Source organism: Streptomyces sp. WM4235 (assembly GCF_001279725.1).
In the GTDB taxonomy this organism is placed as follows: Bacteria; Actinomycetota; Actinomycetes; order Streptomycetales; family Streptomycetaceae; genus Streptomyces.
Genome location: NZ_LGDE01000337.1, coordinates 143,181 through 162,846, shown reverse-complemented (window position 1 = coordinate 162,846; position 19,666 = coordinate 143,181). Strand labels below are relative to the sequence as shown.

Here is a 19,666-nt window from a genome sequence, read left to right as displayed (position 1 = left end):
GGTCGTGACGCTCACCCGGCCGCCCGCCCGGTTGTGCCGGACCGCGTTGGCCAGCAGGTTCCGCACCAGGTGGCCGAGCAACGCCCGGTCACCTGCGACCGTCAACGGCCCGAGCTCCCGTACGACGGTCGGCGTCGACCCGGACGGTACCGGCGTCCCGCGCGCCGAGATCTCGGCGGCCAGGTCCCCGACCCCCGCCGCCCCGCCCGCGACCCCGTCCCCGCCCGCCGGCGCGCGGCCGCCGCCCACGACCACCGCGTGCACCGTGGTCCCGTGCGCGGCCGCCCCGTCCGCCACGGTCCCGACCCCCGCCGCCCCGACCACAGCGGCCGTTCCGACCGTCGCCGCCCCCGCCGTCGCGGCCTTGGCCGTCCCGGCCGCCCCCACCGACCCGACCGCGGACCCGGCCGCCGCGTCCGCCACCGCGTCCGCCACCGTCGCCGTGAGGGCCGCCAGGTCCACCGGTGCCGTCGTCTCCAACCCCTCCTCCGAGACGGCGAGGAGCAGCAGCGACTCGATGAGGTGCTCGCTCGACTCCGCGACGCCGATCAGCTTGTGGCGGATCCGGGCCACCTTCTGCGGTGTCGGCTCCCCCGCCAACCCGATCTCGGCCGCCGCCCGCTGTACGGCCAGCGGGGTCCGCAGCTCGTGGGCGGCGTTCGCGGCGAACCGGCGCTGCGCCCCGACCAGGCCCTCCATGCGGTCCAGCATCCCGTCGAAGGTGTCGGCGAGCCGCTTCAGTTCGCCGGGCGGCGCCTGGAGGTCGATCCGTTCGTGCAGGTTGGCGCCGGACAGCCGGCGGGCCGTCTCCGTGATCACGCCGACGGGGCGCAGCACGCGGCCGGCCATCCACCAGGCCAGCCACATGGACACGGCGGCGAAGACGGCGAGGGCGACGAGGGACACGACGAGGAGCTCGTGGAGGGTGGCCTGTTCGACGGCGGCGGAGACGTTGCGGGTGACCCGGTACGACTCCAGTTGCTCGGCGGTCGGCACGGCCTCGGCCGGGAGACGCTCGGCGGGCACCCAGACCTTCTCGCCGGGCACCGGGCCCGCGCCCTGCCGGAAGGCGGGGATGGTGGTGGTCACGGCGCCGTTGATGCGGGAGGGGAGCCCGTTGCGGACGAGTACGTTCACCAGGGCGACCAGGCCGCCGCCGGCGAGCAGGAGCAGCGCGCCGTAGAGGGTGGTGAGGCGGGCGCGCTCGGAGCGGAGCACCGCTCTCATCGCGGACCACCGATCCGGTAGCCGGCGCCCGGCACCGTCTCGATCAGCGGCGGCTCGCCCAGCTTCGCGCGCAGTTTGCTCAAGGTCACCCGTACGGCGTTGGTGCGGTAGGAGGTGTCCTCCTCCCACACGCGCTCGATCAGGTCGTCGCTGCTGAGGACCGCTCCCTCGGCACGCAACAGCGCCTCCAGCACCGCGAACTCCTTGCGGGACAGCGCCAGCCGGTGGCCGTCGCGGGTGGCGGACCGCCGGGCGGTGTCCACGGCGATGCCCGAACGCTCCAGCACGGGAGGCAGCGCCGGATGGGCGCGCCGGCCCAGTGCCAGGACCCGGGCGAGCAGCTCGTCGTAGGCGAACGGCTTGGTGAGGTAGTCGTCCGCGCCGAGACCGAGGCCCTCCACCCGGTCCCGGACGCTCCCGGACGCGGTCAGCATCAGCACCCGGGTCAGCAGCCGCTCGCGCACCACCTGGCGGCAGACCTCGTCGCCGTGCAGGCCGGGCAGGTCGCGGTCGAGCACGAGGACGTCGTACTCGCCGAGGCGCAGCCGGTGCAGTGCCTCCAGGCCGTCGCCCGCCTCGTCGACGGCCAGCGCGTCGCCGCGCAGCCCCTCGGCGATCATCTCCCGGAGGAACTCCTCGTCCTCCACCACCAGAACTCGCATTCGTCCTCTTTACCCGAGAAGGACATTTCCTCGTCGTAAGGCCGGTGGGAGAGGGAAGCGAAACCCCGCCTTGCCCCAGGGTCGGGCCCATGAAGCGACTCATACGGCGGCCCTCGCAGCGATCCATGACCCTCGGCACGGCCGCGGTGCTCACCGGTCTGACCCTCTTCGTGACCGCGTGCACGGGCGGAACAGGTGCCTCCGACGGTTCGGGCGGTTCGGGCGGGTCCGACGGTACGGGCGGATCGGGCGGATCGGGCGGCAAGAAGGACGGCGCGGCCGACGGCAACGCGTCGAGCGGGAGCGGAGGCGGCGGCGACAGCGGGAAGATCGCCGACGACGCGCTCAAGATGCGCACGTGCCTGCGCGAACACGGCATCGACGCGCCCGATCCGGAACCCGGCCAGGATCCGCGCGGCATGACGCTCGGCGGCGGCGCCGATCCGGAGACGATGCGGAAGGCGATGGAGGCGTGCGGGATGAAGGGCCCCGGCTCCGGCGCCGGTCCCACGCAGGAGGAGAAGGACAAGGAACTCAAGTGGGTCCGGTGCATGCGCGAGCACGGCGTCAACCTCAAGGACCCCGAGTACACGGGCGGCATGAAGAGCGCCACGGAGATCCCCAAGGGCCAGGAGAAGGCCTTCGAGGAGGCCCAGAAGAAGTGTGAAGCGGCGTGAGGAGGCGGCGCGGGTGGCTGCTCGCTTCCCTGGCCGTGCTGCTCGCCGCGTCCGGCGGCGGCTACGTGGTGCTGGCCGGACCACAGGAGGACTCCGGCCGTTCCGGTGACCGCCGCGCCGACGGCCTCCCGCCGGCCACCGCCCCCGTCAAGCGCGGCGACCTCGACTCCGGCCTCCAGGTCGAGGGGACCCTCGGCTACGCGAAGGAGCGCAAGCAGAACGCCGCCGGGCCCGGGGTGCTGACCTGGACGGCGGCGGAGGGCTCGGTGGTCGAGCGGGACGACAGGCTGTACGAGGTCGACGGCAGGGCGGTGCGCCTCATGTACGGGGCCACGCCGATGTACCGCCCGCTGAAGGGCGGGGACAAGGGCGAGGACGTCAAGCAGCTCAAGCAGAACCTGCTGGCCCTCGGGTACGGGACGGGCCTGGACGCGTCGGACGGCACCTTCACGGCGGGCACGACGGCGGCGGTCAAGCGGTGGCAGAAGGCCCACAAGGAGAAGGAGACGGGCGAGCTCGCCAAGGAGGCCGTCGCCTTCGCCTCCGGCCCGCAGCGGGTGCAGAAGAACGACGCGGCGGTCGGCGACGAGGCGGCTCCGGGCAAACCGGTGCTGACGCTGACCGGGACGCGGCGCTCGGTCCGTTTCGCGTTGGACGTGGCGAAGGCGGGCTCGGTGAAGACCGGGGACAAGGTCACCGTCGACCTGCCGGGCGGCGGCACGGCCGGCGGGACCGTCGAGTCGGTGGGCAGCACCGCCAATCCCGACGATCCCCCGGGCGGCGGGGGCGGGGGTGCGGGCGGCGGCTCCGGCGGAGGCGACAAGCCGAAGGTGGAGGTGACGGTGGCCCTCGACGACGCCGCCGGGGCCAAGGGACCGGACCGGTCCCCGGTGACCGTGCGGCTGACCGGCGAGACCCGGAAGGGGGTGCTGTCCGTACCGGTCAACTCGCTGCTGGCGCTGGCCGGCGGCGGCTTCGGCGTGCAGGTGGTCGAGGGCGGCGCGGCGCGCGACGTACGGGTCGACCTCGGCATGTTCGGGCAGGGCCGGGTGGAGGTCACGGGCGACTCCCTCAAGGAGGGCATGCGCGTGGGGGTGCCCACCACATGACCGCGCACGACACGCCCGACACCCCGCACGACACGCCCCCGGCCACACCCACACCCACACCCACGCACGACACGACGACACGCCCCTGGGACCGGCCCGGGGCTCCGTCCGCGGACCGACGCGCAGACCCGCCCGCGGACCCGCCCGCGGACCCGCTCGCGGACCGGCCCGCCACGACCGTCGTGGAGCTCACCGGCGTCACCAAGGAGTACCCGGGCGGCGTCGCGGCCCTGCGCGGGGTCGACCTGACCGTCGCGAGCGGCGAACTCCTCGCCATCGTCGGCCCGTCGGGCTCCGGCAAGTCCACCCTGCTGCACATCGTCGGGACCCTGGACCGGCCGACCGCCGGCTCGGTCTCCATCGCCGGGTACGACATCGCGACCCTGTCCGACCGGGCCCTGTCCGCGCTGCGCTCGCGTCATGTCGGCTTCGTCTTCCAGTCCTTCCACCTGGTACCGGGCATCAGCGCCCGGGCGAACGTCGCCGAGGGGCTGCTGTACTGCGGCTTCTCGCGGGCCGAGCGCGGCCGGCGGGCGGCTGCGGCCATGGAGCGGGTCGGCCTCGGGGACCGGATGGACCACCGGCCCCACGAACTGTCCGGCGGGCAGAAGCAACGCGTCGCCATCGCCCGCGCGGTGGCGGGCGAACCGGATCTGCTGCTGGCGGACGAGCCGACCGGGGCGCTGGACACGGCGTCCGGGGAGTCGGTGATGGAGCTGTTGCGCGAACTGAACCGGGACGGTGCCACCATCGCCGTGATCACCCACGATCAGGAGATCGCCGCGAGCCTGCCCCGGCAGGTGCGGATCCGCGACGGCGAGATCGTCGCGGACGTGTGGAACCCCGGCCCGGGACAGGGCGCGGGACAGGGCGCGGACCGGAACCGGTCGGGGGCGGTCACATGAGCGACACCCCCACGAGGGCCCGTACGAAGGGCCGCACGAGGGGCCGTACGAGGACCGGTGCGAGCACCGGTACGAGGATGCGCGCGCGACGGCTCGTCCCGCCGCGGCTGAGCCCCCGCGACGTGTTCCACGTCGGTTCGGCGGGGCTGCGGTCGCGGCCCGTGCGCGTGTTCCTCTCGGCGCTCGGGATCGCCATCGGGATCGCGACGATGATCGCGGTCGTCGGGATCTCCTCGTCCAGCCAGGCCAAGCTGCTGCGGGAACTCGACAAGCTGGGTACGAACATGCTGGTCGTGACGCCGGGGCAGTCCATGTTCAGCGGGCAGGACACGAAACTGCCGAAGGACGCCCCGGGCATGATCGGCCGCATCGAGGGGGTCGAGTCGGTCGGTACGACGGGTGACGTGAAGGAGTCCGTACGCCGGTCGGAGAACATCCCGAAGGAGGAGACGGGAGCCATCGCCGTGAAGGCGGCCCGCGATCGGCTGCTCGACACGCTGCGCGCCCGGATGGCGAAGGGGACCTGGCTCAACGAGGCCACCGGCCGCTATCCCTCCGTCGTGCTCGGCGACGTCTCGGCGCGCCGGCTCGGCATCACGGAGCCGGGCCGGCAGGTCTTCATCGGCGGGCGGTACTTCACGGTGATCGGCATCCTGGAGCCGATCCCGCTGGCCCCCGAGATCGAACGCTCCGCGCTGGTCGGCTGGGAGGCGGCGGAGCGGCTGCTCGGCTTCGACGGCCACCCGACGGCCGTCTACGAACGCTCGGCGGACGACCGGGTCACCGCCGTCCGCGACCTCGTCGGCCGGACGGCCAACCCGTCGAGTCCCAGCACCGTTTCCGTCACCGATCCCTCCGCGGCGCTCCAGGCCAAGGCCGCCACGGAAGGGGCCTTCAGCACCCTCCTGCTCGGCCTGGGCGGCATCGCCCTGCTCGTGGGCGGGGTCGGGGTGGCCAACACGATGATCATCTCGGTGTTGGAGCGCCGTCACGAGATCGGCCTGCGCAGGTCGCTGGGTGCGACCAAGGGGCAGGTCCGGATCCAGTTCGTCACGGAGTCCCTGCTGCTGTCCGGACTCGGCGGCGCGGCGGGCATCGTCCTCGGCGGCGCGGCCACGGCCGTCTACGCCCGGGTCGGCGACCTGCCCTGGGTCGTCCCCCTCTGGGCCGTCACCGGCGGCTTCGCCTCCACCCTGGCCATCGGGACGTTCGCCGGCCTCTACCCGGCGGTCCGCGCCGCCCGCCTCTCCCCGACGCTGGCGTTGCAGGCGGGGTAGGAGGGGCAGGGCGGAACGGAGGGACTGGACCCGGGGGGACGGGCGCGGCCATGATCGCTTCGAACTTCCCGGTGTCTTCCCACGATTGCGAGAACGATGACCGACGCCTTGGTCGAGGACGGCTTCCTGATACTCCACGGTTGGCAGAACCAACGGCCCGCCGGCCACTGGGAACACTGGCTGGCCGACCGGCTCACGGCCTCGGGGCACGCCGTGGACTACCCGGCCCTTCCCGACCCGGACCATCCGGACCTGGAGGTGTGGCTGGCCGAGCTGCGCAAGCGGCTCGGCGCGCTGCCCGGTCGGCGGCGCACCGTCGTCTGCCACAGCCTGGCCTGCGTGCTGTGGCTCCACGCGGCGGCCCGGGGCGACGTGGCGGTCCCGGTCGACCGGGTGCTCCTCGTCGCCCCGCCGTCGGCGGGCTACCTGGGCCGGTACCCGGAGGTCGCCGCGTTCGCGCCGCCCCGGGTTTCGTCCGCGCAGCTGTACGCCACGGCCGGGTACGTCCGGATGGTCGGCGGCGACGACGACCCGTGCTGCCCGGAGGGCGCCGCCGCCGTCTTCGCCGAGCCGCTCGGCCTGCCGGTGGACGTCCTGGCCGGCCAGGGGCACCTGGGCGAGGACGCGGGATACGGCTCCTGGCCCTCGCTCCTCGACTGGTGCGTCGAGCGCGACGACGACGCTCCGATCCGGTCCCGCGCGCGGTGAACCGACCCCGCACGGATCGACCGGGCCCGCGCGGGGTCACCCCGGCCCGCGCCGTGTGAACCGGACCCGCGCCCTTCGGGGGCGCGGGTACCGCCCACCGCCGGGCGGGCACCGCCCACCGCCGATCCCGATTTCGTCAACGGCCCCGCGGAAACGGCCGACTCCCCCGATTTCGGCGTGTTCAATCGTCTGCGCTCCGGGGAATTCGGGAAATGCGCCCGACTGCAGGACAGTTACCGTCCGGCCTTTTCAGTCGTACCCTGATCTGATGAGAACTCCACGTCAGGCAGCGCGCATTGTGGTCCTGTCGCCCACGGGATCGGTATTTCTCTTTCGGGAGAACAACGTGGAAGTGGGCATCCACTGGCTTCCCCCCGGCGGGGGAATCGACCCCGGGGAAAGCCCCGAGGAATGTGTGCGGCGCGAGTTGCGCGAGGAGACCGGGTGGACCGATCTCGAACCTCGCCGGCTGCTCTGCACCTGGGAGCACGACTTCACCCACCAGGGCATCCCCGTCCGGCAGCACGAGCACATCTACGTCACCTCGGGCCCGCTGCGCGATCCCGTCCCGGAGTCGCCCGACGCCCAGTGGAGTTGGCTCTCGCGGGACGCGCTGGCGGCGCTCGGGGAGCCGCTGTGGCCGCCGCGGTTGGCGGACCTGCTGGCGGACGTGTCCGCCGAGCCGGTGCACCTCGGCCTGATGGTGTGAGCCGGGGCCGGCCCGGCTCCGGCCCGTCGGGACGCGGCGCGGCGCGGGACGACCGCGCCGGCGTACCGACGCGGCACGGGACGCCACGGCACGGCGCGACCCACCGCGGCACGACCCACCGCAGCGCGGATCAGCTCGGCACGGCCCACCGCGGTGTGGCTCACCCTGCCGCGATCCACCGCGCCGTGACTCACCCCGCCGCGGATCACCGCGGCGCGGATCACCGCGGCGCGGATCACCGCGGCGCGGCGCTCCCGGGCGTACTCGCGGTCCCGGGCGCGGTCCCGGTCGCGCGGCGGTAGAGGGTGGCCGCGTACTCCCCGAGGACGGTGCTCGTCGAGACGTCGTCCGTGTCGCCGCCCGTCAGCACGCCGACGATCTTGCCGTCGCGGGCGATCCACGCGCTGCCGCTGGTGCCCCCGGGGAAGTCGGCGCAGTCGAACCGCTGCTCCGCCGCCTTCTCGCGTACCGCCACCGCCGTGCAGGTGCGCGGCACGCCGCGGTCGGCCGGGTAGCCGGTCACCGTGACCTGCTCGCCCGTGCGGCCCGTGGTGTCCAGGACGGCCGCGCCGGTGACGTCCTCGATGTTGCGGCCGGAGGAGTCGGGGGCGAGACGGGCGAAGGCGAGGTCGTAGTCGTCGTTCGCGTCATCCGTCCAGCGCTCGTCCTCGTAGACCTCTTCGAGCCGCCAGGCACCGAGCGGGGCCGTGGTGCCGGCGTACGCGGGTGCGAATATCGGGCCGTTCGCGCCCTGTTTGCCGGGGGCCAGGCAGTGCCCAGCGGTGACGATCAGGTTCCGTCCGGGGCTGTGCACGACGGTCGCCGTGCAGAAGTGGTCGCCGTCCACACGGCCTTCCGGGTTGCCTTCGAACAGCGCCCCGGCGAACTTCACGGGTCCGCCCGGGCCGGGGGTCACGGCGGTCGGTCGGGGCGCCGGAGACGTGGACAGTTGCGGTTGCTTCGGCGATTGCGATCGCGATGACGGGCTGGGTGACGCCGACCCCGAGGGAGCACCCTCCGCCCGTGTGGCCGCCGCCTGGTCTGCGGCCGGCACCACCTTTGTCATGGCGGCGGATGCCCCCAGTGCGGCCACCGCGCACAACACCACGGTCACCACGGTCCGCTTGTCCACCACAGCTGTCCTCCCCCGGTTTGCTCTGGCGAATCATGCCCTGGCGTCGCTCCCGCCCGCAAGGCGGGGGTGCGCCAAGGTCGCGCCGGATCAAGCCCCTTGCCCGCCCCGACCCGTCGAACGCCGCGGCGCTCGGCCCCCGGACGCGTTCCGTCCGGGGCCGAGCGCCGTGCCGGGGGTCGCGTCCCGCCGGCCGCCGCGGGCCGGGTGGGGCTTCGGCGCCCGGGTCTACGCGCCCGGCCAGAGACCCTCCGGGGTGAGGCCCAGCAGGTCGATGGCGTTTCCGCGGACGATACGGTCGACCACGTCGGGGGCGAGGTGTCCCATCTGGGCCTCGCCGACCTCCCGGGACTTGGGCCAGGTGGAGTCGGAGTGCGGGTAGTCCGTCTCGTAGAGGACGTTGGCCACGCCGATGGAGTCCAGGTTCCGCAGCCCGAAGGCGTCGTCGAAGAAGCAGCCGAAGACGTGCTCGGCGAAGAGTTCCGACGGCGGGCGCAGCACCTTGTCGGCGACCCCGCCCCAGCCGCGGTTCTCCTCCCACACCACGTTCGCGCGCTCCAGGATGTAGGGGATCCAGCCGATCTGCCCCTCGGCGTACATGATCTTGAGGTTGGGGAAGCGTTCGAACTTGCCGCTCATCAGCCAGTCCACCATCGAGAAGCAGCAGTTGGCGAAGGTGATGGTCGAACCGACCGCCGGAGGGGCGTCGGCGGAGGTGGAGGGCATGCGCGAGGAGGAACCGATGTGCATGGCGATGACCGTGCCGGTCTCGTCGCACGCCTGGAGGAACGGGTCCCAGTCGTCGGTGTGGATGGACGGCAGCCCGAGGTGGGGCGGTATCTCCGAGAAGGCGACGGCCCGCACGCCCCGGGCCGCGTTGCGGCGGACCTCGGCCGCGGCGAGTCCGGCGTCCCACAGGGGGACGAGGGTGAGGGGGATGAGCCGGCCCGCCGCGTCGGGGCCGCACCACTCCTCCACCATCCAGTCGTTGTAGGCGCGGACGCCGAGCAGTCCGAGCTCCCGGTCCTTGGCCTCGGTGAAGGTCTGCCCGCAAAAGCGCGGGAAAGTGGGGAAACACAGGGCCGACTGGACGTGGTTGACGTCCATGTCCGCGAGCCGGTCGGGAACCGCGAAGGACCCCGGGCGCATCTGCTCGTAGGTGATGACTTCCAGTTTGATCTCGTCGCGGTCGTACCCGACCGCGGTGTCGAGGCGGGTGAGCGGGCGGTGCAGGTCTTCGTAGACCCACCAGTCGCCCACCGGGCCGTCGTCGCCCTTCGCCCCCATGACGGGGGCGAACTTGCCGCCCAGGAAGGTCATTTCCTTCAGGGGGGCGCGGACGACGCGCGGGCCGACGTCGTGGTACTTGGACGGGAGCCGGTCCCGCCAGACATGAGGGGGCTCCACCGTGTGGTCGTCCACCGAGATGATCTTCGGGAAGGTCTCCATGTGAACCACGGTAGCGTCGATCTGACGAACCGTCAGCTAGTTGGACGGCACCGGGGAAGCGATCAGTCCGCCGCGGGCTGACGTGTACGTGCAAGACAGGGCAGACTGACCCTTACAACGACGGAAGGCAGGGGGGACGACAGATGGACGGCGTACCGGCCATCCCGCACCAGCGGAACCACCCCGAGGCAGCCCGGACCACCACGGACGCGGTCGACGCCCCGCCCGAAACCCCCTCCCGAACCGTCGCCGGGAGCACCGCCGCGACCGCCCCCCAGAAGACCTCGCCCGCCGGGAGCGCCACCGCCCCGAGGGCCGCCACAGGGGACACCGACCGGCCCCGACCCACCCCCTGCGGGAACCGCTTCGCCGTCCTCGGCCCCATCCGGGCCTGGCGCGGCCCCGAGTTGCTGCCCTCCGGCAGCCCCCAGCAGCGGGCCCTGCTCGCCGTCCTCCTGCTCCGCGACGGCCGCACCGCCACCGCGCCCGAGCTCATCGACGCCATCTGGGGCGAGGACCCCCCGCAGCAGGCCCTCGCCACCATCCGCACGTACGCCTCCCGCCTGCGCAAGGTCCTCGACCCCGGGTTGCTCGTCACCGACGCCGGCGGCTACGCCATCCGCACCCCCGCCGGAGCCCTGGACCTGGGCATCGCCCGCGCCCTGGCCGGCGACGCCGAGAAGGCCCGCGCCGGCGGGGACCGCGCCCTCGCCCGTACGCTCCTGGCCCGCGCCCTGGACCTGTGGGACGGGGAACCCCTCGCCGGGGTGCCGGGCCCGCACGCCGACACCGAGCGCACCCGGCTCGCCGAGTGGCGCCTCCAGCTGCTGGAGACGCGCCTGGACCTCGATCTGGAGGTCGGCCAGCACGCCGAGGCCGTCTCCGAGCTCACCGCCCTCACCGCCGCCCACCCCCTGCGGGAGCGGCTGCGCGAGCTGCTGATGCTCGCCCTCTACCGCAGCGGCCGGCAGGCCGAGGCCCTCGCCGTGTACGCCGACACCCGCCGGCTCCTGGCGGACGAGCTCGGCGTCGACCCCCGGCCCGAACTCTCCGCCCTCCAGAGCCGGATCCTGTCCGCGGACGCCGAACTCGCCCTCGCGGAGGACCCCACGCCGGCCGCCGCACCCGTCCTTGTGAGGCCGGCCCAATTGCCCGCGACCGTACCGGACTTCACCGGCCGCGCCCCGTTCGTCACCGAACTCGGCAAGATCCTGTCCGGAGCGGAGGGCCAGGTCATGGCCGTGTCCGCGCTCGCCGGCATCGGCGGCGTCGGCAAGACCACCCTGGCCGTGCACGTCGCGCACGCCGCCCGCCCGCACTTCCCCGACGGCCAGTTGTACGTGGACCTCCAGGGCACCGAACCGCGACCGGCCGAGCCCGTCGCCGTGCTCGGCTCCTTCCTGCGGGCCCTGGGCACCCCCGACACCGCCATCCCCGACTCCCCCGCCGAACGGGCCGCGCTGTACCGGTCCACCCTCGACGGCCGCCGCGTCCTGGTCCTGCTCGACAACGCCCGCGACGCCGCCCAGGTCCGCCCGCTGCTGCCGGGCACCGCGGGCTGCGCCGCGCTCGTCACCAGCCGGGTCCGGATGTCGGGCCTCGCCGGCGCCCACCTCGTCGACCTCGACGTGATGAGCCCGGAGGAGGCGCTCCAGCTCTTCACCCGGATCGTCGGCGCCGAACGGGTCGGCGCCGAACGGCAGGCCGCCCTCGACGTGGTCGGGGCCTGCGGCTTCCTGCCGCTGGCCATCCGCATCGCCGCGTCCCGGCTCGCCGCCCGCCGCACCTGGACGGTGTCCGTCCTCGCGGCCAAGCTCGCCGACGAGCGTCGCCGCCTCGACGAACTCCAGGCCGGGGACCTCGCCGTGAAGGCCACCTTCGAGCTGGGATACGGACAGTTGGAGCCGGCCCAGCAGCGGGCGTTCCGGCTCCTCGGGCTCGCCGACGGGCCCGACATCTCCCTCGCCGCGGCGGCGGCCGTGCTCGACCTGCCCGAGCACGACACCGAGGACCTCCTGGAGGCTTTAGTCGACTGCTCCCTCCTCGAATCCGCCGCACCCGGCCGCTACCGCTTCCACGACCTGGTCCGTCTCTACGCACGTGCCTGCGCGGAGCGCGACGAGCAGCCGCCGAGCGGGCGCGACGCCGCCCTCGACCGACTCCTGGACTTCTACCTGGCCACCGCCGCCGGGGTGTACGCCCTGGAGCGGCCCGGCGACCGGCTGCCCGCCCACATGGCCGCCACCCACCACCCCGGCCTGGTCTTCACCGAGCCGCGCGCCGCACTGGACTGGCTGTTCGCCGAGGCGGACCCGCTGTTGGCGTGCGTCCGACAGGCCTCCGTGCGCACCACCGGGCGCGGCGGCCTGGTCGACGTGCTGCGCCGCTCCGTGGACCTGCTGTGGGCGGCCAAGGACCTCACCGAGTCGGGGGCCAACTCCAAGCAGTACGAGTCGGCCGCCGTCGCCCTGTGCGAGGCCGCGCACGCCGCCGGGGACCCGCACGCCGAGGGGCGGGCGCGGATCACGCTCACCATCGTGCACCTGGTCGCGGGCCGGTTCGCCGAGGCCGACGGCGAGGCCAGCCGGGCCACGGCGCTGGCCCGCGAGGCCGAGGACCCGCTGCCGAACTGCTGGGCTCCCAACGACCGAGGCATCATCGCCCTGTACGAGGGCCGGCACGCGGACGGCGAACGGTTCCTGTTGGAGGCCATCGAGAACTTCCGGGCCGACGGGAACTTCGTCGGCGAGGCCAGTGCCCTGTGCAACCTCTCCCGGATCCACGTGATGCTGGGCCGGCTCACCAGCGCCATAGAGCTCGCACAACAGGGCATCGACATCTACGACCGGATGGGCCTGACCCTGCGGCTGGCCAACGGCCGGTACGCGCTGGGCATCGCGCTCACCCAGGCGGGCCGGCTGGGAGAAGCCCTGGCGCAGCTCGCGGAGGCGTTGACGCTCTTCCACGACAACCGGCAACCGCTGTGGGAGGGCGTGACGCACTTCCGGCTCGCCGAGGCCCATCTCGCCGCCCGCCGGCCCACGTTGGCGGCCTCGCACGCCGAGCAGGCCATCGCCCTGCGCGGGATCGGCGGCGAGTGGCGGCGGGCCACGGTGCTGACGGTGCTGGGCAAGGCGCTGGTGCGGTTGGGGCAGACGGACCGGGCGCGGGTGTGCTGGCGGGACGCCGAAACGGTCTTCGAGCGACTCGGTTCCTCGGAACTGGCCGAAGTACGCACCCTGCTGGCCTCGCAGGTAGCGGCCTGACCAGCGCTTTCGCCGGATGAACGGGACGTTCATCGTTCGTTTATCGCCGCGGGCCATGATGGGTACATCGACTCGACGCGTCGGGGGGACTCGCGGGTCGACTGGAGGACTACCCGTTCGGCGGTCCACGGGGGAATCGCCGAACGGGCCCGACTCATCCATCAGGAGATCCGATGACGACGAACGAGAACGCTCTTCCCAAGGAAGGCGACATCAAGCCGCTCGACAACCACGCGTCGGGCATCGAGATCAAACCGCTGGACAACCATGCCTCGGGCGGTACGCCGCTGCTCGGGCAGGAAGACAAGGCCGCGGACGAGGAGATCGTGACGCTGGACAACCACGCGTCCGGTCCGCGTCCGTAGCGGAGGCGAGCACGACACGTACGGGGGAAACGTACGGGGACAGCACGGGGGAAACGTACGGGGGACCCACGGGGAACGACTCGGGGGAACGTACGGGGGACGGCGGCCGCGGTGGCCCGGGGGGACCACCGCGGCCGCCGCACGTGCGCGTCCGGACTCGTCGGGGCCACCCCGCGGGCGGGCGACGGCGGCCCGACGCCGTCGGTGATTAGGCTGAGGGCGTGTTCACCTCACAGGGACCAAGCCTTCGCGAACTGGCCGTACAGGCCCTCTCCTCCGTCGAGCGCGGCTACGACCTGCTCGCGCCCAAGTTCGACGGGACGCCCTTCCGGACCCCCGACCGGATCCTCGACTCCGTCGAGGAGACCCTGGCCCTGCACGAGGGATCCTTCGACGCCGGGCTGGACGTCTGCTGCGGCACCGGGGCGGGGCTGCCGATGCTGCGCCGGCTGTGCCGGGGCCGGGTGACGGGGGTCGACCTGAGCGCGGGCATGCTCGCGCAGGCGGCGCGGTCCCTCCCCGAGGGGGTCGATCTCCTCCGGGCGGACGTGCGGGCCCTGCCCGACACGCTCCGGGACACGTACGACCTCGCGGTCAGTTTCGGGGCGTTCGGGCACTTCCTGCCGGCCGAGCGGCCCGCCCTCTTCGCCGCCGTGCACGACGCGCTGCGTCCCGGCGGGGTGTTCGCCTTCCCCGTCGGGGCCCCGCTGCCGCCGAGTTCGCCGCTGTGGTGGGCGACGGCCGGCTTCGACGCGGCGATGCGGGTGCGCAACGCCGTGTGGCGGCCGCCGTTCGTCATGTACTACCGCACCTTCCCCTGGGGTCCGGTCCGTGCGGACCTCCGCGCGGCGGGCTTCACCGTGGAGACGACCCCGCTGGAACACTTCGGGTACCGCCCCGACGGCGCCCCCCGCTGGCGCCTCGCGCTGGCCCGACGGTCGGCCGGCCGACCGTCGGCCTCCGGCTGATCACCGGCCGGGGGCACCGGCGGTCTTCTCAGGCGGGGCGCGCGCGCAGTCGCGTCTTGAGTACCTTGCCGCTCGCGTTGCGCGGCAGGTCCGTGACGAACTCCACCTCTCTCGGCACCTTGTAGTTGGCCATCTCCCGCCGGGACCAGGCGATCAGGTCGTCGGAGGTGAGGGTGGAGCCGGGGCGGCGGACCGCGTACGCCTTGCCCACCTCGCCGAGGCGCGGGTCCGGGACGCCGACCACCGCGACGTCGGCGATGTCCGGGTGCAGGCCGAGGAGCTGCTCGATCTCGGCGGGGTAGGCGTTGAAGCCGCCGACGATGAACATGTCCTTGATCCGGTCGGTGATGCGCAGGTTCCCCGACCGGTCGAGCACCCCCACGTCACCGGTGCGCAGCCAGCCCTCGGGGGTGATGGCGCGGCCCGTCTCCACCGGGTCCTCGAAGTAGCCCCGCATGACGTGGTGGCCGCGGACCCACACCTCGCCGGCTGCCCCGACCGGTCGGGGCAGCCCGTCGGGGCCGGCGACGCGCACCTCGGTGTCGGGGATGGCCCGGCCGGAGGTGGCGGCGATGACCTCGGCCGGGTCACCCCGCCGGCACATGGTGACGATGCCGCCGGCCTCGGAGAGCCCGTACGCGGTGAGGACGACCCCGATGCGCAGCTCTCCCCGCAGCCGTTCGACGAGCCGCAGCGGGACCACGGCGGCGCCCGTGACGACCAGGCGCAGGGCGGACAGGTCGTGGTGGTCGCGTTGGGGGTGGTCGAGGAGGGATTGGTGGAGGGTGGGCGGGCCGGGGAGCACGGAGATCCGTTCGGCGGCGACGTTGGCCAGGACGGTGTCGATGTTGAAGACGGACTGGGGCACCATCGTGGCCCCGCGCATCAGGCAGGCGATGATCCCGGCCTTGTAGCCGAAGGTGTGGAAGAAGGGGTTCACGATCAGGTAGCGGTCGCCCTCGCGCAGCCCGGCGAGTTCGCTCCACACCTCGTAGCAGCGCAGGGTCTGGGCGTGGGTGATGACGGCGCCCTTGGGGCTGCCGGTGGTGCCCGAGGTGAAGATGATGTCGGAGGGGGCGTCGGGCGCGATGGCGTCGGCGCGTTCGCGGACGACGGAGGCGGGCACGCGGTCTCCGCCCGCCAGGAAGTCCTTCCAGGTGCGGAAGGACTCGGGGGCGTCGTCGGCGAGGACGACGACCTGTTCCAGGTGCGGCAGCCCGGGCAGCGGGCCCGTGCCGGCGCCCTCGGCGGTGGCGCGGCGCAGGGAGGCCACGTAGGAGGTGCCGAGGAAGGTGCCGGTGATGAAGAGGAGTCGGGCGCGGCTGCGCCGGAGTACGTACGCGGCCTCGGCGCCCTTGAAACGGGTGTTGAGGGGGACGAGGACGGCGCCGGCCGAGACGGCTCCGAGCGCGGAGACGATCCAGTCGAGGGTGTTGGGCGCCCAGACGGCGACCCGGTCGCCCGGTTCGACGCCGGCGGCGACGCAGGCCGCCGCGGCGCGTTCGACCCGCTCTCCCAGCTGGGCGTAGCTGACGCGGACGCGGCCGTCGACGACGGCCTCGTGGTCGGCGTGGCGGGCGGCGGCGGCGCGCACCAGGCCGGGGATGCTGCGCCAGCGCAGGTCGCCGCGGGGGTCCTCGTTCCCGCCGGCGCCGGAAGGGCCGTCGTTGGCGTTGCCCCGCGTGGTGCCTCGCCCGGTGGTTCGCGCGTCGCCCCGCGTGGTGTCGTCGTCGCGACGGTGTTCGCCCATCGTGCGCCCTCCCCGATGCCCAGTAGCTGACTATCCGTCAGATTAGCTGTAGCCTTCGCGGCTGTCAGTACTGGTGCAGCCCCGGAGGTGGCGATGGCGGCAACGCTCAAGGACGCTACGGCAATAGTCGGCATCGGCCAGACCCCCTTTGCCAAACGACTGCCGGGCTCCGAGAAGGAACTGGCCTGCCGGGCCATCCTCGCGGCGCTCGCGGACGCGGGCATCGACCCCGGCGAGGTGGACGCGTTCGCCTCGTACACGATGGAGGAGACCGACGAGGTGGAGGTGGCCAAGGCCATCGGCGCCGGCGACGTCACCTTCTTCTCCAAGGTCGGCTACGGAGGCGGCGGTTCCTGCGCCACGGTCGGCCATCTCGCCGCCGCGGTGGCCACCGGCCAGGCCTCCGTCGGTGTCGCCTGGCGCTCGCGCAAACGCGGCTCCGGCCCGCGCCCGTGGAAGAACACCGCCGTGCAACTGCCCACGCCCGGCCAGTGGACCCGCCCCTTCGGACTGCTGCGCCCGGCCGATGAGATAGCCATGCTGGCCCGGCGCTACATGCACGAGTACGGGGCCACCCGCGATCACCTGTTCAACGTCGCGATGGCCTGCCGCAACCGGGCCAACGAGAACCCCGCCGCGATGATGTACGAGCGCCCGCTGACCCGCGAGATGTACATGACCTCCCGCATGATCAGCGACCCGCTCTGCCTCTTCGACAACTGCCTGGAGACCGACGGGGCGCTCGCCTGCGTGATCGTCTCCGCCGAACGGGCCCGCGATTGCCGCCAGAGACCCGTCTACGTGCACTCCGTCGCCCAGGGCCTGCCCGCCCAGCACCACGGGATGGTCAACTACTGGAACGACGACCCGCTCTCCGGCCCCGCCTGGACGGCCGCCCGGCACCTGTGGAAGCAGGCCGACTTCGGCCCCGAGGACGTGCACGTCGCCCAGATCTACGACGCCTTCACCCCGCTGATCCCGCTCTCCCTGGAGGGCTACGGCTTCTGCGGGCGCGGCGAGGGAGCCGCGTTCACCGAGGGCGGGGCGCTGGAGATGGGCGGCCGGCTCCCGATCAACACCGGAGGCGGCGGACTGAGCGAGGCCTACGTCCACGGCTTCAACCTGATCAACGAGGGCGTGAAGCAACTGCGCGGCGTCTCCACCGCCCAGGTGCCGGACGCCGCGACCTGCCTGGTGACGGCGGGCGAGGGTGTCCCGACGTCCGCGATCCTGCTGAGGAGCTGATCCCCGTGACCGCCGCCGTGACCCCTTCCGCGACGCCCCCTGCCGCGTCGACCCCGCCCGCGACGCCTGCCTCCGCCTCGGCTCCGGGCGCGGCCGTTCCCGGTACCGACGCGCTCCTCCTGCCCGTGCCGGACGAGGACGGCGCCCCCTTCTGGGAGTACGCCGCCCGGGGCGAACTGCGCGTCCAGGCCTGCTCCGACTGCGGCAGACTCCGCTTCCCGCCGCGCCCGTGCTGCCCGCACTGCCGGTCCTTCGCCTCCGAGTGGCGGCCGACCAACGGCCGGGGCCGCATCTGGTCCTACGTCCGGCCGCACCCGCCCCTGCTGCCCGCCTACGCCGCGCAGGCCCCGTACAACGTGATCCTCGTCGAGCTCGCCGACGCCCCGCACATCCGACTGGCCGGCAACCTCGTGACCTCGGCCGACGCCCCACTGGACTCGGTGGACCCGGCCCGGCTGCGGATCGGGGCGCGGGTCCAGGTCGTGTTCACCGAGACCGGCGGGATCGCCGTGCCGCGCTGGGTCCTGGAGAAGTCGTGACCGTGCGGGTGGAGCGGGACAAGGCGACCGGGGTCGCGGTCGTCACCCTGGACCGGGAGCACCGGCACAACGCCGTCGACCTGGCCACGGCCGCCGAACTGACGTCCACATGGCGGGAGTTCCGCTTCGACGAGGACGTGCGGGCGGTGGTGCTCACGGGCGCGGGCGGCGCGGCCTTCTGTACCGGCGTCGACCGGTCCGTGGAGGTGCCGCAGCCCGCGTCCCCGTACGCGATGGACGATCCGCTGATCGCCATCGGCCCCAAGGCGGCCGACCTGTGGAAGCCGGTGGTCGCCGCCGTCAACGGCATGGCGTGCGGCGGCGCGTTCTACCTGCTGGGCGAGTCGGAGTTCATCGTCTCCTCGTCGACGGCGACGTACTTCGACCCGCACACCAGCTACGGGATGGTCAGCGCCTACGAGGCCGTGTACATGGCACAGCGCATGCCCTTCGGCGAGGTCGCCCGGATGTCGCTGATGGGCACCGCCGAACGGCTCTCCGCGCGGCGGGCGTACGAGATCGGCCTCGTCTCGGAGGTCACCGCCCCCGAGGAACTGCTGCCGGCGGCGCTTCGGTCGGCCGAGATCCTGGCCGGCCATCCGACGGAGGCGGTACAGGGCACCGTGCGCGCGCTCTGGTCGGCGAAACGGGCCGCGCTGCACCAGGCCCTGGACCAGGCGCCGGCGCTGATCACCCTGGGCAACCTGCCGCCGGAGCGACAGGCGGCCCTGTTCACCGACCGGCGATCGGCACCGCGACCGCGGGTGCGCTGACCGCGCGGCGGCGACCGGTCACCGGCCCGACGGGCGGCGTGCCGGCGGGCGGTCGCGCCGGGGCCGGTCGCGGCGGCCGGGTGCGGTGGCCCAGCCTCAGCGGTTGGACCGCGGCTTCGGTTTGGTCGTGGTCTTGGGCCTGCTCGTGGACGTGGACCCCGAGGTGCCGCCGGAGCTCCTGCTCGGGGTCGACGACGGGCGGGCGGTCGAGGACGAGACGGTCTCGACCCGCCCGACCACGCACCGCAGGACGTCGGCGACACGGTCCGGGAACGTCATCGGCACGTCCACGGCGCGGCTCTCGCCGGCTTTCAGCCGCACCTCGGCGGAGCCGGAGTCGACCCGCCCGTTCGCGCCCTCGAAGACCACGGACACCGAGAAGGTGCCCTCGACGCCCGACACGGAAGTGACCTTGAGCGTGGCCTCGGGCCGGCCCGGAGCGGCGCAGGTGACGAGTTCCGCGCGGGCGCCGGCGGCGGTCGGGGTGGGCGAGGACGTCGAGTTCCCGCTGCCGCTTCCACCGCTGCTGCTGCTGTTGCTGTTGCTCCCGCTGTAGGACTTCTTCTTGGAGCCGCTCTTGGAGCTGGAGCAGCCTCCGCCACCGCTCTTGCTCTTGCTCTTGCCGCTCGACCCGCCGTGCGAGGAGAAACCGGTGAGCGCGAGCACCACCCCCACGAGGACGGCGATGAACCTGACACGACGTCCAGCCACCATGGCCTGACCCCTCCCCTGGGCAACGGCGCGTCACGCTACCAGCCGTACGGGCCGGTGGGCGGGGTCGAAGCGACGGGCCGGCCGGACGTATCGGCATTCGTCCACCCATGACCGGAACAATTGATTCCGCTCTCTCCGCCGCCGGCGAAGATCCCCGGGCCGCCGGCCACGGCGGACGGAATCCGTGGTTC

The 19,666-nt window shown here is 73.5% G+C and carries 18 protein-coding genes; 12 read left to right on the top strand and 6 right to left on the bottom strand.

All coding sequences use genetic code 11. The features are described from left to right. Both ADK55_RS21790 and ADK55_RS21785 read right to left on the bottom strand, forming a co-directional pair. A partial coding sequence (locus ADK55_RS21790; RefSeq protein WP_078999255.1) for a histidine kinase dimerization/phospho-acceptor domain-containing protein occupies positions 1-1,227 on the bottom strand: 1,227 nt, incomplete at its 3' end. Further along, positions 1,224-1,889 (bottom strand): response regulator transcription factor, encoded by a 666-nt coding sequence (locus ADK55_RS21785; protein WP_053681212.1) that lies wholly within the window; start codon positions 1,887-1,889, stop codon positions 1,224-1,226. The genes ADK55_RS21785 and ADK55_RS21790, both read right to left, overlap by 4 nt. A gap of 89 nt (positions 1,890-1,978) precedes the next feature. On the opposite strand from ADK55_RS21785, the gene ADK55_RS21780 reads away from it, so the two are divergent. The 6 genes from ADK55_RS21780 (at position 1,979) to ADK55_RS21755 (ending at position 7,274) form a co-directional block, all read left to right on the top strand. Next, positions 1,979-2,566, top strand: a complete 588-nt coding sequence (locus tag ADK55_RS21780) for a hypothetical protein (protein ID WP_159041505.1) — start codon at positions 1,979-1,981, stop codon at positions 2,564-2,566. Next, positions 2,563-3,675 carry a peptidoglycan-binding protein gene (locus ADK55_RS21775; protein WP_053681207.1) on the top strand — a complete coding sequence of 371 codons (1,113 nt, stop codon included), beginning with the start codon at positions 2,563-2,565 and terminating at the stop codon, positions 3,673-3,675. Before ADK55_RS21780 ends, ADK55_RS21775 begins: the two co-directional genes overlap by 4 nt. Beyond that, positions 3,672-4,580: an ABC transporter ATP-binding protein gene (locus tag ADK55_RS21770; RefSeq protein ID WP_078999236.1), complete on the top strand. Its 909-nt coding sequence runs from the start codon at positions 3,672-3,674 to the stop codon at positions 4,578-4,580. Before ADK55_RS21775 ends, ADK55_RS21770 begins: the two co-directional genes overlap by 4 nt. A 77-nt stretch (positions 4,581-4,657) precedes the next feature. Beyond that, positions 4,658-5,857, top strand: a complete 1,200-nt coding sequence (locus ADK55_RS21765) for an ABC transporter permease (protein WP_053681205.1) — start codon at positions 4,658-4,660, stop codon at positions 5,855-5,857. A gap of 96 nt (positions 5,858-5,953) precedes the next feature. Continuing rightward, positions 5,954-6,565: an RBBP9/YdeN family alpha/beta hydrolase gene (locus ADK55_RS21760; RefSeq protein WP_053681203.1), complete on the top strand. Its 612-nt coding sequence runs from the start codon at positions 5,954-5,956 to the stop codon at positions 6,563-6,565. A 268-nt stretch (positions 6,566-6,833) separates the two neighbouring features. Next, positions 6,834-7,274 carry an NUDIX hydrolase gene (locus ADK55_RS21755; RefSeq protein ID WP_053681201.1) on the top strand — a complete coding sequence of 147 codons (441 nt, stop codon included), beginning with the start codon at positions 6,834-6,836 and terminating at the stop codon, positions 7,272-7,274. Between the two features lie 235 nt (positions 7,275-7,509). On the opposite strand, the gene ADK55_RS21750 is transcribed toward ADK55_RS21755, so the two are convergent. Together ADK55_RS21750 and ADK55_RS21745 are read right to left on the bottom strand one after the other, a co-directional pair. Then, the gene (locus tag ADK55_RS21750; protein ID WP_234350191.1) at positions 7,510-8,166 is read right to left on the bottom strand and encodes a trypsin-like serine peptidase; all 657 of its coding nucleotides are present in this window, start codon (positions 8,164-8,166) and stop codon (positions 7,510-7,512) included. 468 nt (positions 8,167-8,634) lie between these two features. Beyond that, a complete protein-coding gene (locus ADK55_RS21745; protein WP_053681199.1) occupies positions 8,635-9,855 on the bottom strand; it encodes an amidohydrolase family protein in 1,221 nt (406 codons plus the stop codon). A gap of 143 nt (positions 9,856-9,998) precedes the next feature. On the opposite strand from ADK55_RS21745, the gene ADK55_RS21740 reads away from it, so the two are divergent. The 3 genes from ADK55_RS21740 (at position 9,999) to ADK55_RS21730 (ending at position 14,454) form a co-directional block, all read left to right on the top strand. Continuing rightward, positions 9,999-13,121, top strand: coding sequence for an AfsR/SARP family transcriptional regulator (locus ADK55_RS21740; protein ID WP_053681197.1), 3,123 nt, complete (start codon positions 9,999-10,001; stop codon positions 13,119-13,121). Positions 13,122-13,294: 173 nt separating this feature from the next. Next, positions 13,295-13,486 (top strand): hypothetical protein, encoded by a 192-nt coding sequence (locus ADK55_RS21735; RefSeq protein WP_053681195.1) that lies wholly within the window; start codon positions 13,295-13,297, stop codon positions 13,484-13,486. A 221-nt stretch (positions 13,487-13,707) separates the two neighbouring features. After that, positions 13,708-14,454, top strand: a complete 747-nt coding sequence (locus ADK55_RS21730; protein ID WP_053681193.1) for a class I SAM-dependent methyltransferase — start codon at positions 13,708-13,710, stop codon at positions 14,452-14,454. 28 nt (positions 14,455-14,482) lie between these two features. On the opposite strand, the gene ADK55_RS21725 is transcribed toward ADK55_RS21730, so the two are convergent. Further along, positions 14,483-16,204, bottom strand: coding sequence for a FadD3 family acyl-CoA ligase (locus ADK55_RS21725; protein WP_078999235.1), 1,722 nt, complete (start codon positions 16,202-16,204; stop codon positions 14,483-14,485). Between the two features lie 93 nt (positions 16,205-16,297). On the opposite strand from ADK55_RS21725, the gene ADK55_RS21720 reads away from it, so the two are divergent. The 3 genes from ADK55_RS21720 to ADK55_RS21710 are packed head-to-tail and all read left to right on the top strand — an operon-like array spanning position 16,298 to position 18,761. Then, a complete protein-coding gene (locus tag ADK55_RS21720) occupies positions 16,298-17,449 on the top strand; it encodes a lipid-transfer protein (protein ID WP_053681191.1) in 1,152 nt (383 codons plus the stop codon). Positions 17,450-17,454: 5 nt separating this feature from the next. Further along, positions 17,455-17,988: a Zn-ribbon domain-containing OB-fold protein gene (locus ADK55_RS21715; protein WP_385261175.1), complete on the top strand. Its 534-nt coding sequence runs from the start codon at positions 17,455-17,457 to the stop codon at positions 17,986-17,988. Continuing rightward, on the top strand, positions 17,985-18,761 hold the full coding sequence (locus ADK55_RS21710) for an enoyl-CoA hydratase/isomerase family protein (RefSeq protein WP_053681188.1): 777 nt from the start codon (positions 17,985-17,987) through the stop codon (positions 18,759-18,761). Before ADK55_RS21715 ends, ADK55_RS21710 begins: the two co-directional genes overlap by 4 nt. A gap of 96 nt (positions 18,762-18,857) precedes the next feature. Here ADK55_RS21710 and ADK55_RS21705 read toward each other — a convergent pair whose 3' ends face one another. Beyond that, positions 18,858-19,475, bottom strand: coding sequence for a hypothetical protein (locus ADK55_RS21705; protein WP_053681186.1), 618 nt, complete (start codon positions 19,473-19,475; stop codon positions 18,858-18,860). Positions 19,476-19,666: the final 191 nt, after the last annotated feature.

Bases quoted from the DNA above. Each gene is read 5' to 3' on its own strand.
- ADK55_RS21785 (WP_053681212.1), bottom strand. From the start codon at position 1,889: ATGCGAGTTCTGGTGGTGGAGGACGAGGAGTTCCTCCGGGAGATGATC.
- ADK55_RS21780 (WP_159041505.1), top strand. From the start codon at position 1,979: ATGAAGCGACTCATACGGCGGCCCTCGCAGCGATCCATGACCCTCGGC.
- ADK55_RS21770 (WP_078999236.1), top strand. From the start codon at position 3,672: ATGACCGCGCACGACACGCCCGACACCCCGCACGACACGCCCCCGGCC.
- ADK55_RS21765 (WP_053681205.1), top strand. From the start codon at position 4,658: ATGCGCGCGCGACGGCTCGTCCCGCCGCGGCTGAGCCCCCGCGACGTG.
- ADK55_RS21760 (WP_053681203.1), top strand. From the start codon at position 5,954: ATGACCGACGCCTTGGTCGAGGACGGCTTCCTGATACTCCACGGTTGG.
- ADK55_RS21755 (WP_053681201.1), top strand. From the start codon at position 6,834: ATGAGAACTCCACGTCAGGCAGCGCGCATTGTGGTCCTGTCGCCCACG.
- ADK55_RS21745 (WP_053681199.1), bottom strand. From the start codon at position 9,855: ATGGAGACCTTCCCGAAGATCATCTCGGTGGACGACCACACGGTGGAG.
- ADK55_RS21740 (WP_053681197.1), top strand. From the start codon at position 9,999: ATGGACGGCGTACCGGCCATCCCGCACCAGCGGAACCACCCCGAGGCA.
- ADK55_RS21735 (WP_053681195.1), top strand. From the start codon at position 13,295: ATGACGACGAACGAGAACGCTCTTCCCAAGGAAGGCGACATCAAGCCG.
- ADK55_RS21725 (WP_078999235.1), bottom strand. From the start codon at position 16,204: ATGGGCGAACACCGTCGCGACGACGACACCACGCGGGGCGACGCGCGA.
- ADK55_RS21720 (WP_053681191.1), top strand. From the start codon at position 16,298: ATGGCGGCAACGCTCAAGGACGCTACGGCAATAGTCGGCATCGGCCAG.
- ADK55_RS21705 (WP_053681186.1), bottom strand. From the start codon at position 19,475: ATGGTGGCTGGACGTCGTGTCAGGTTCATCGCCGTCCTCGTGGGGGTG.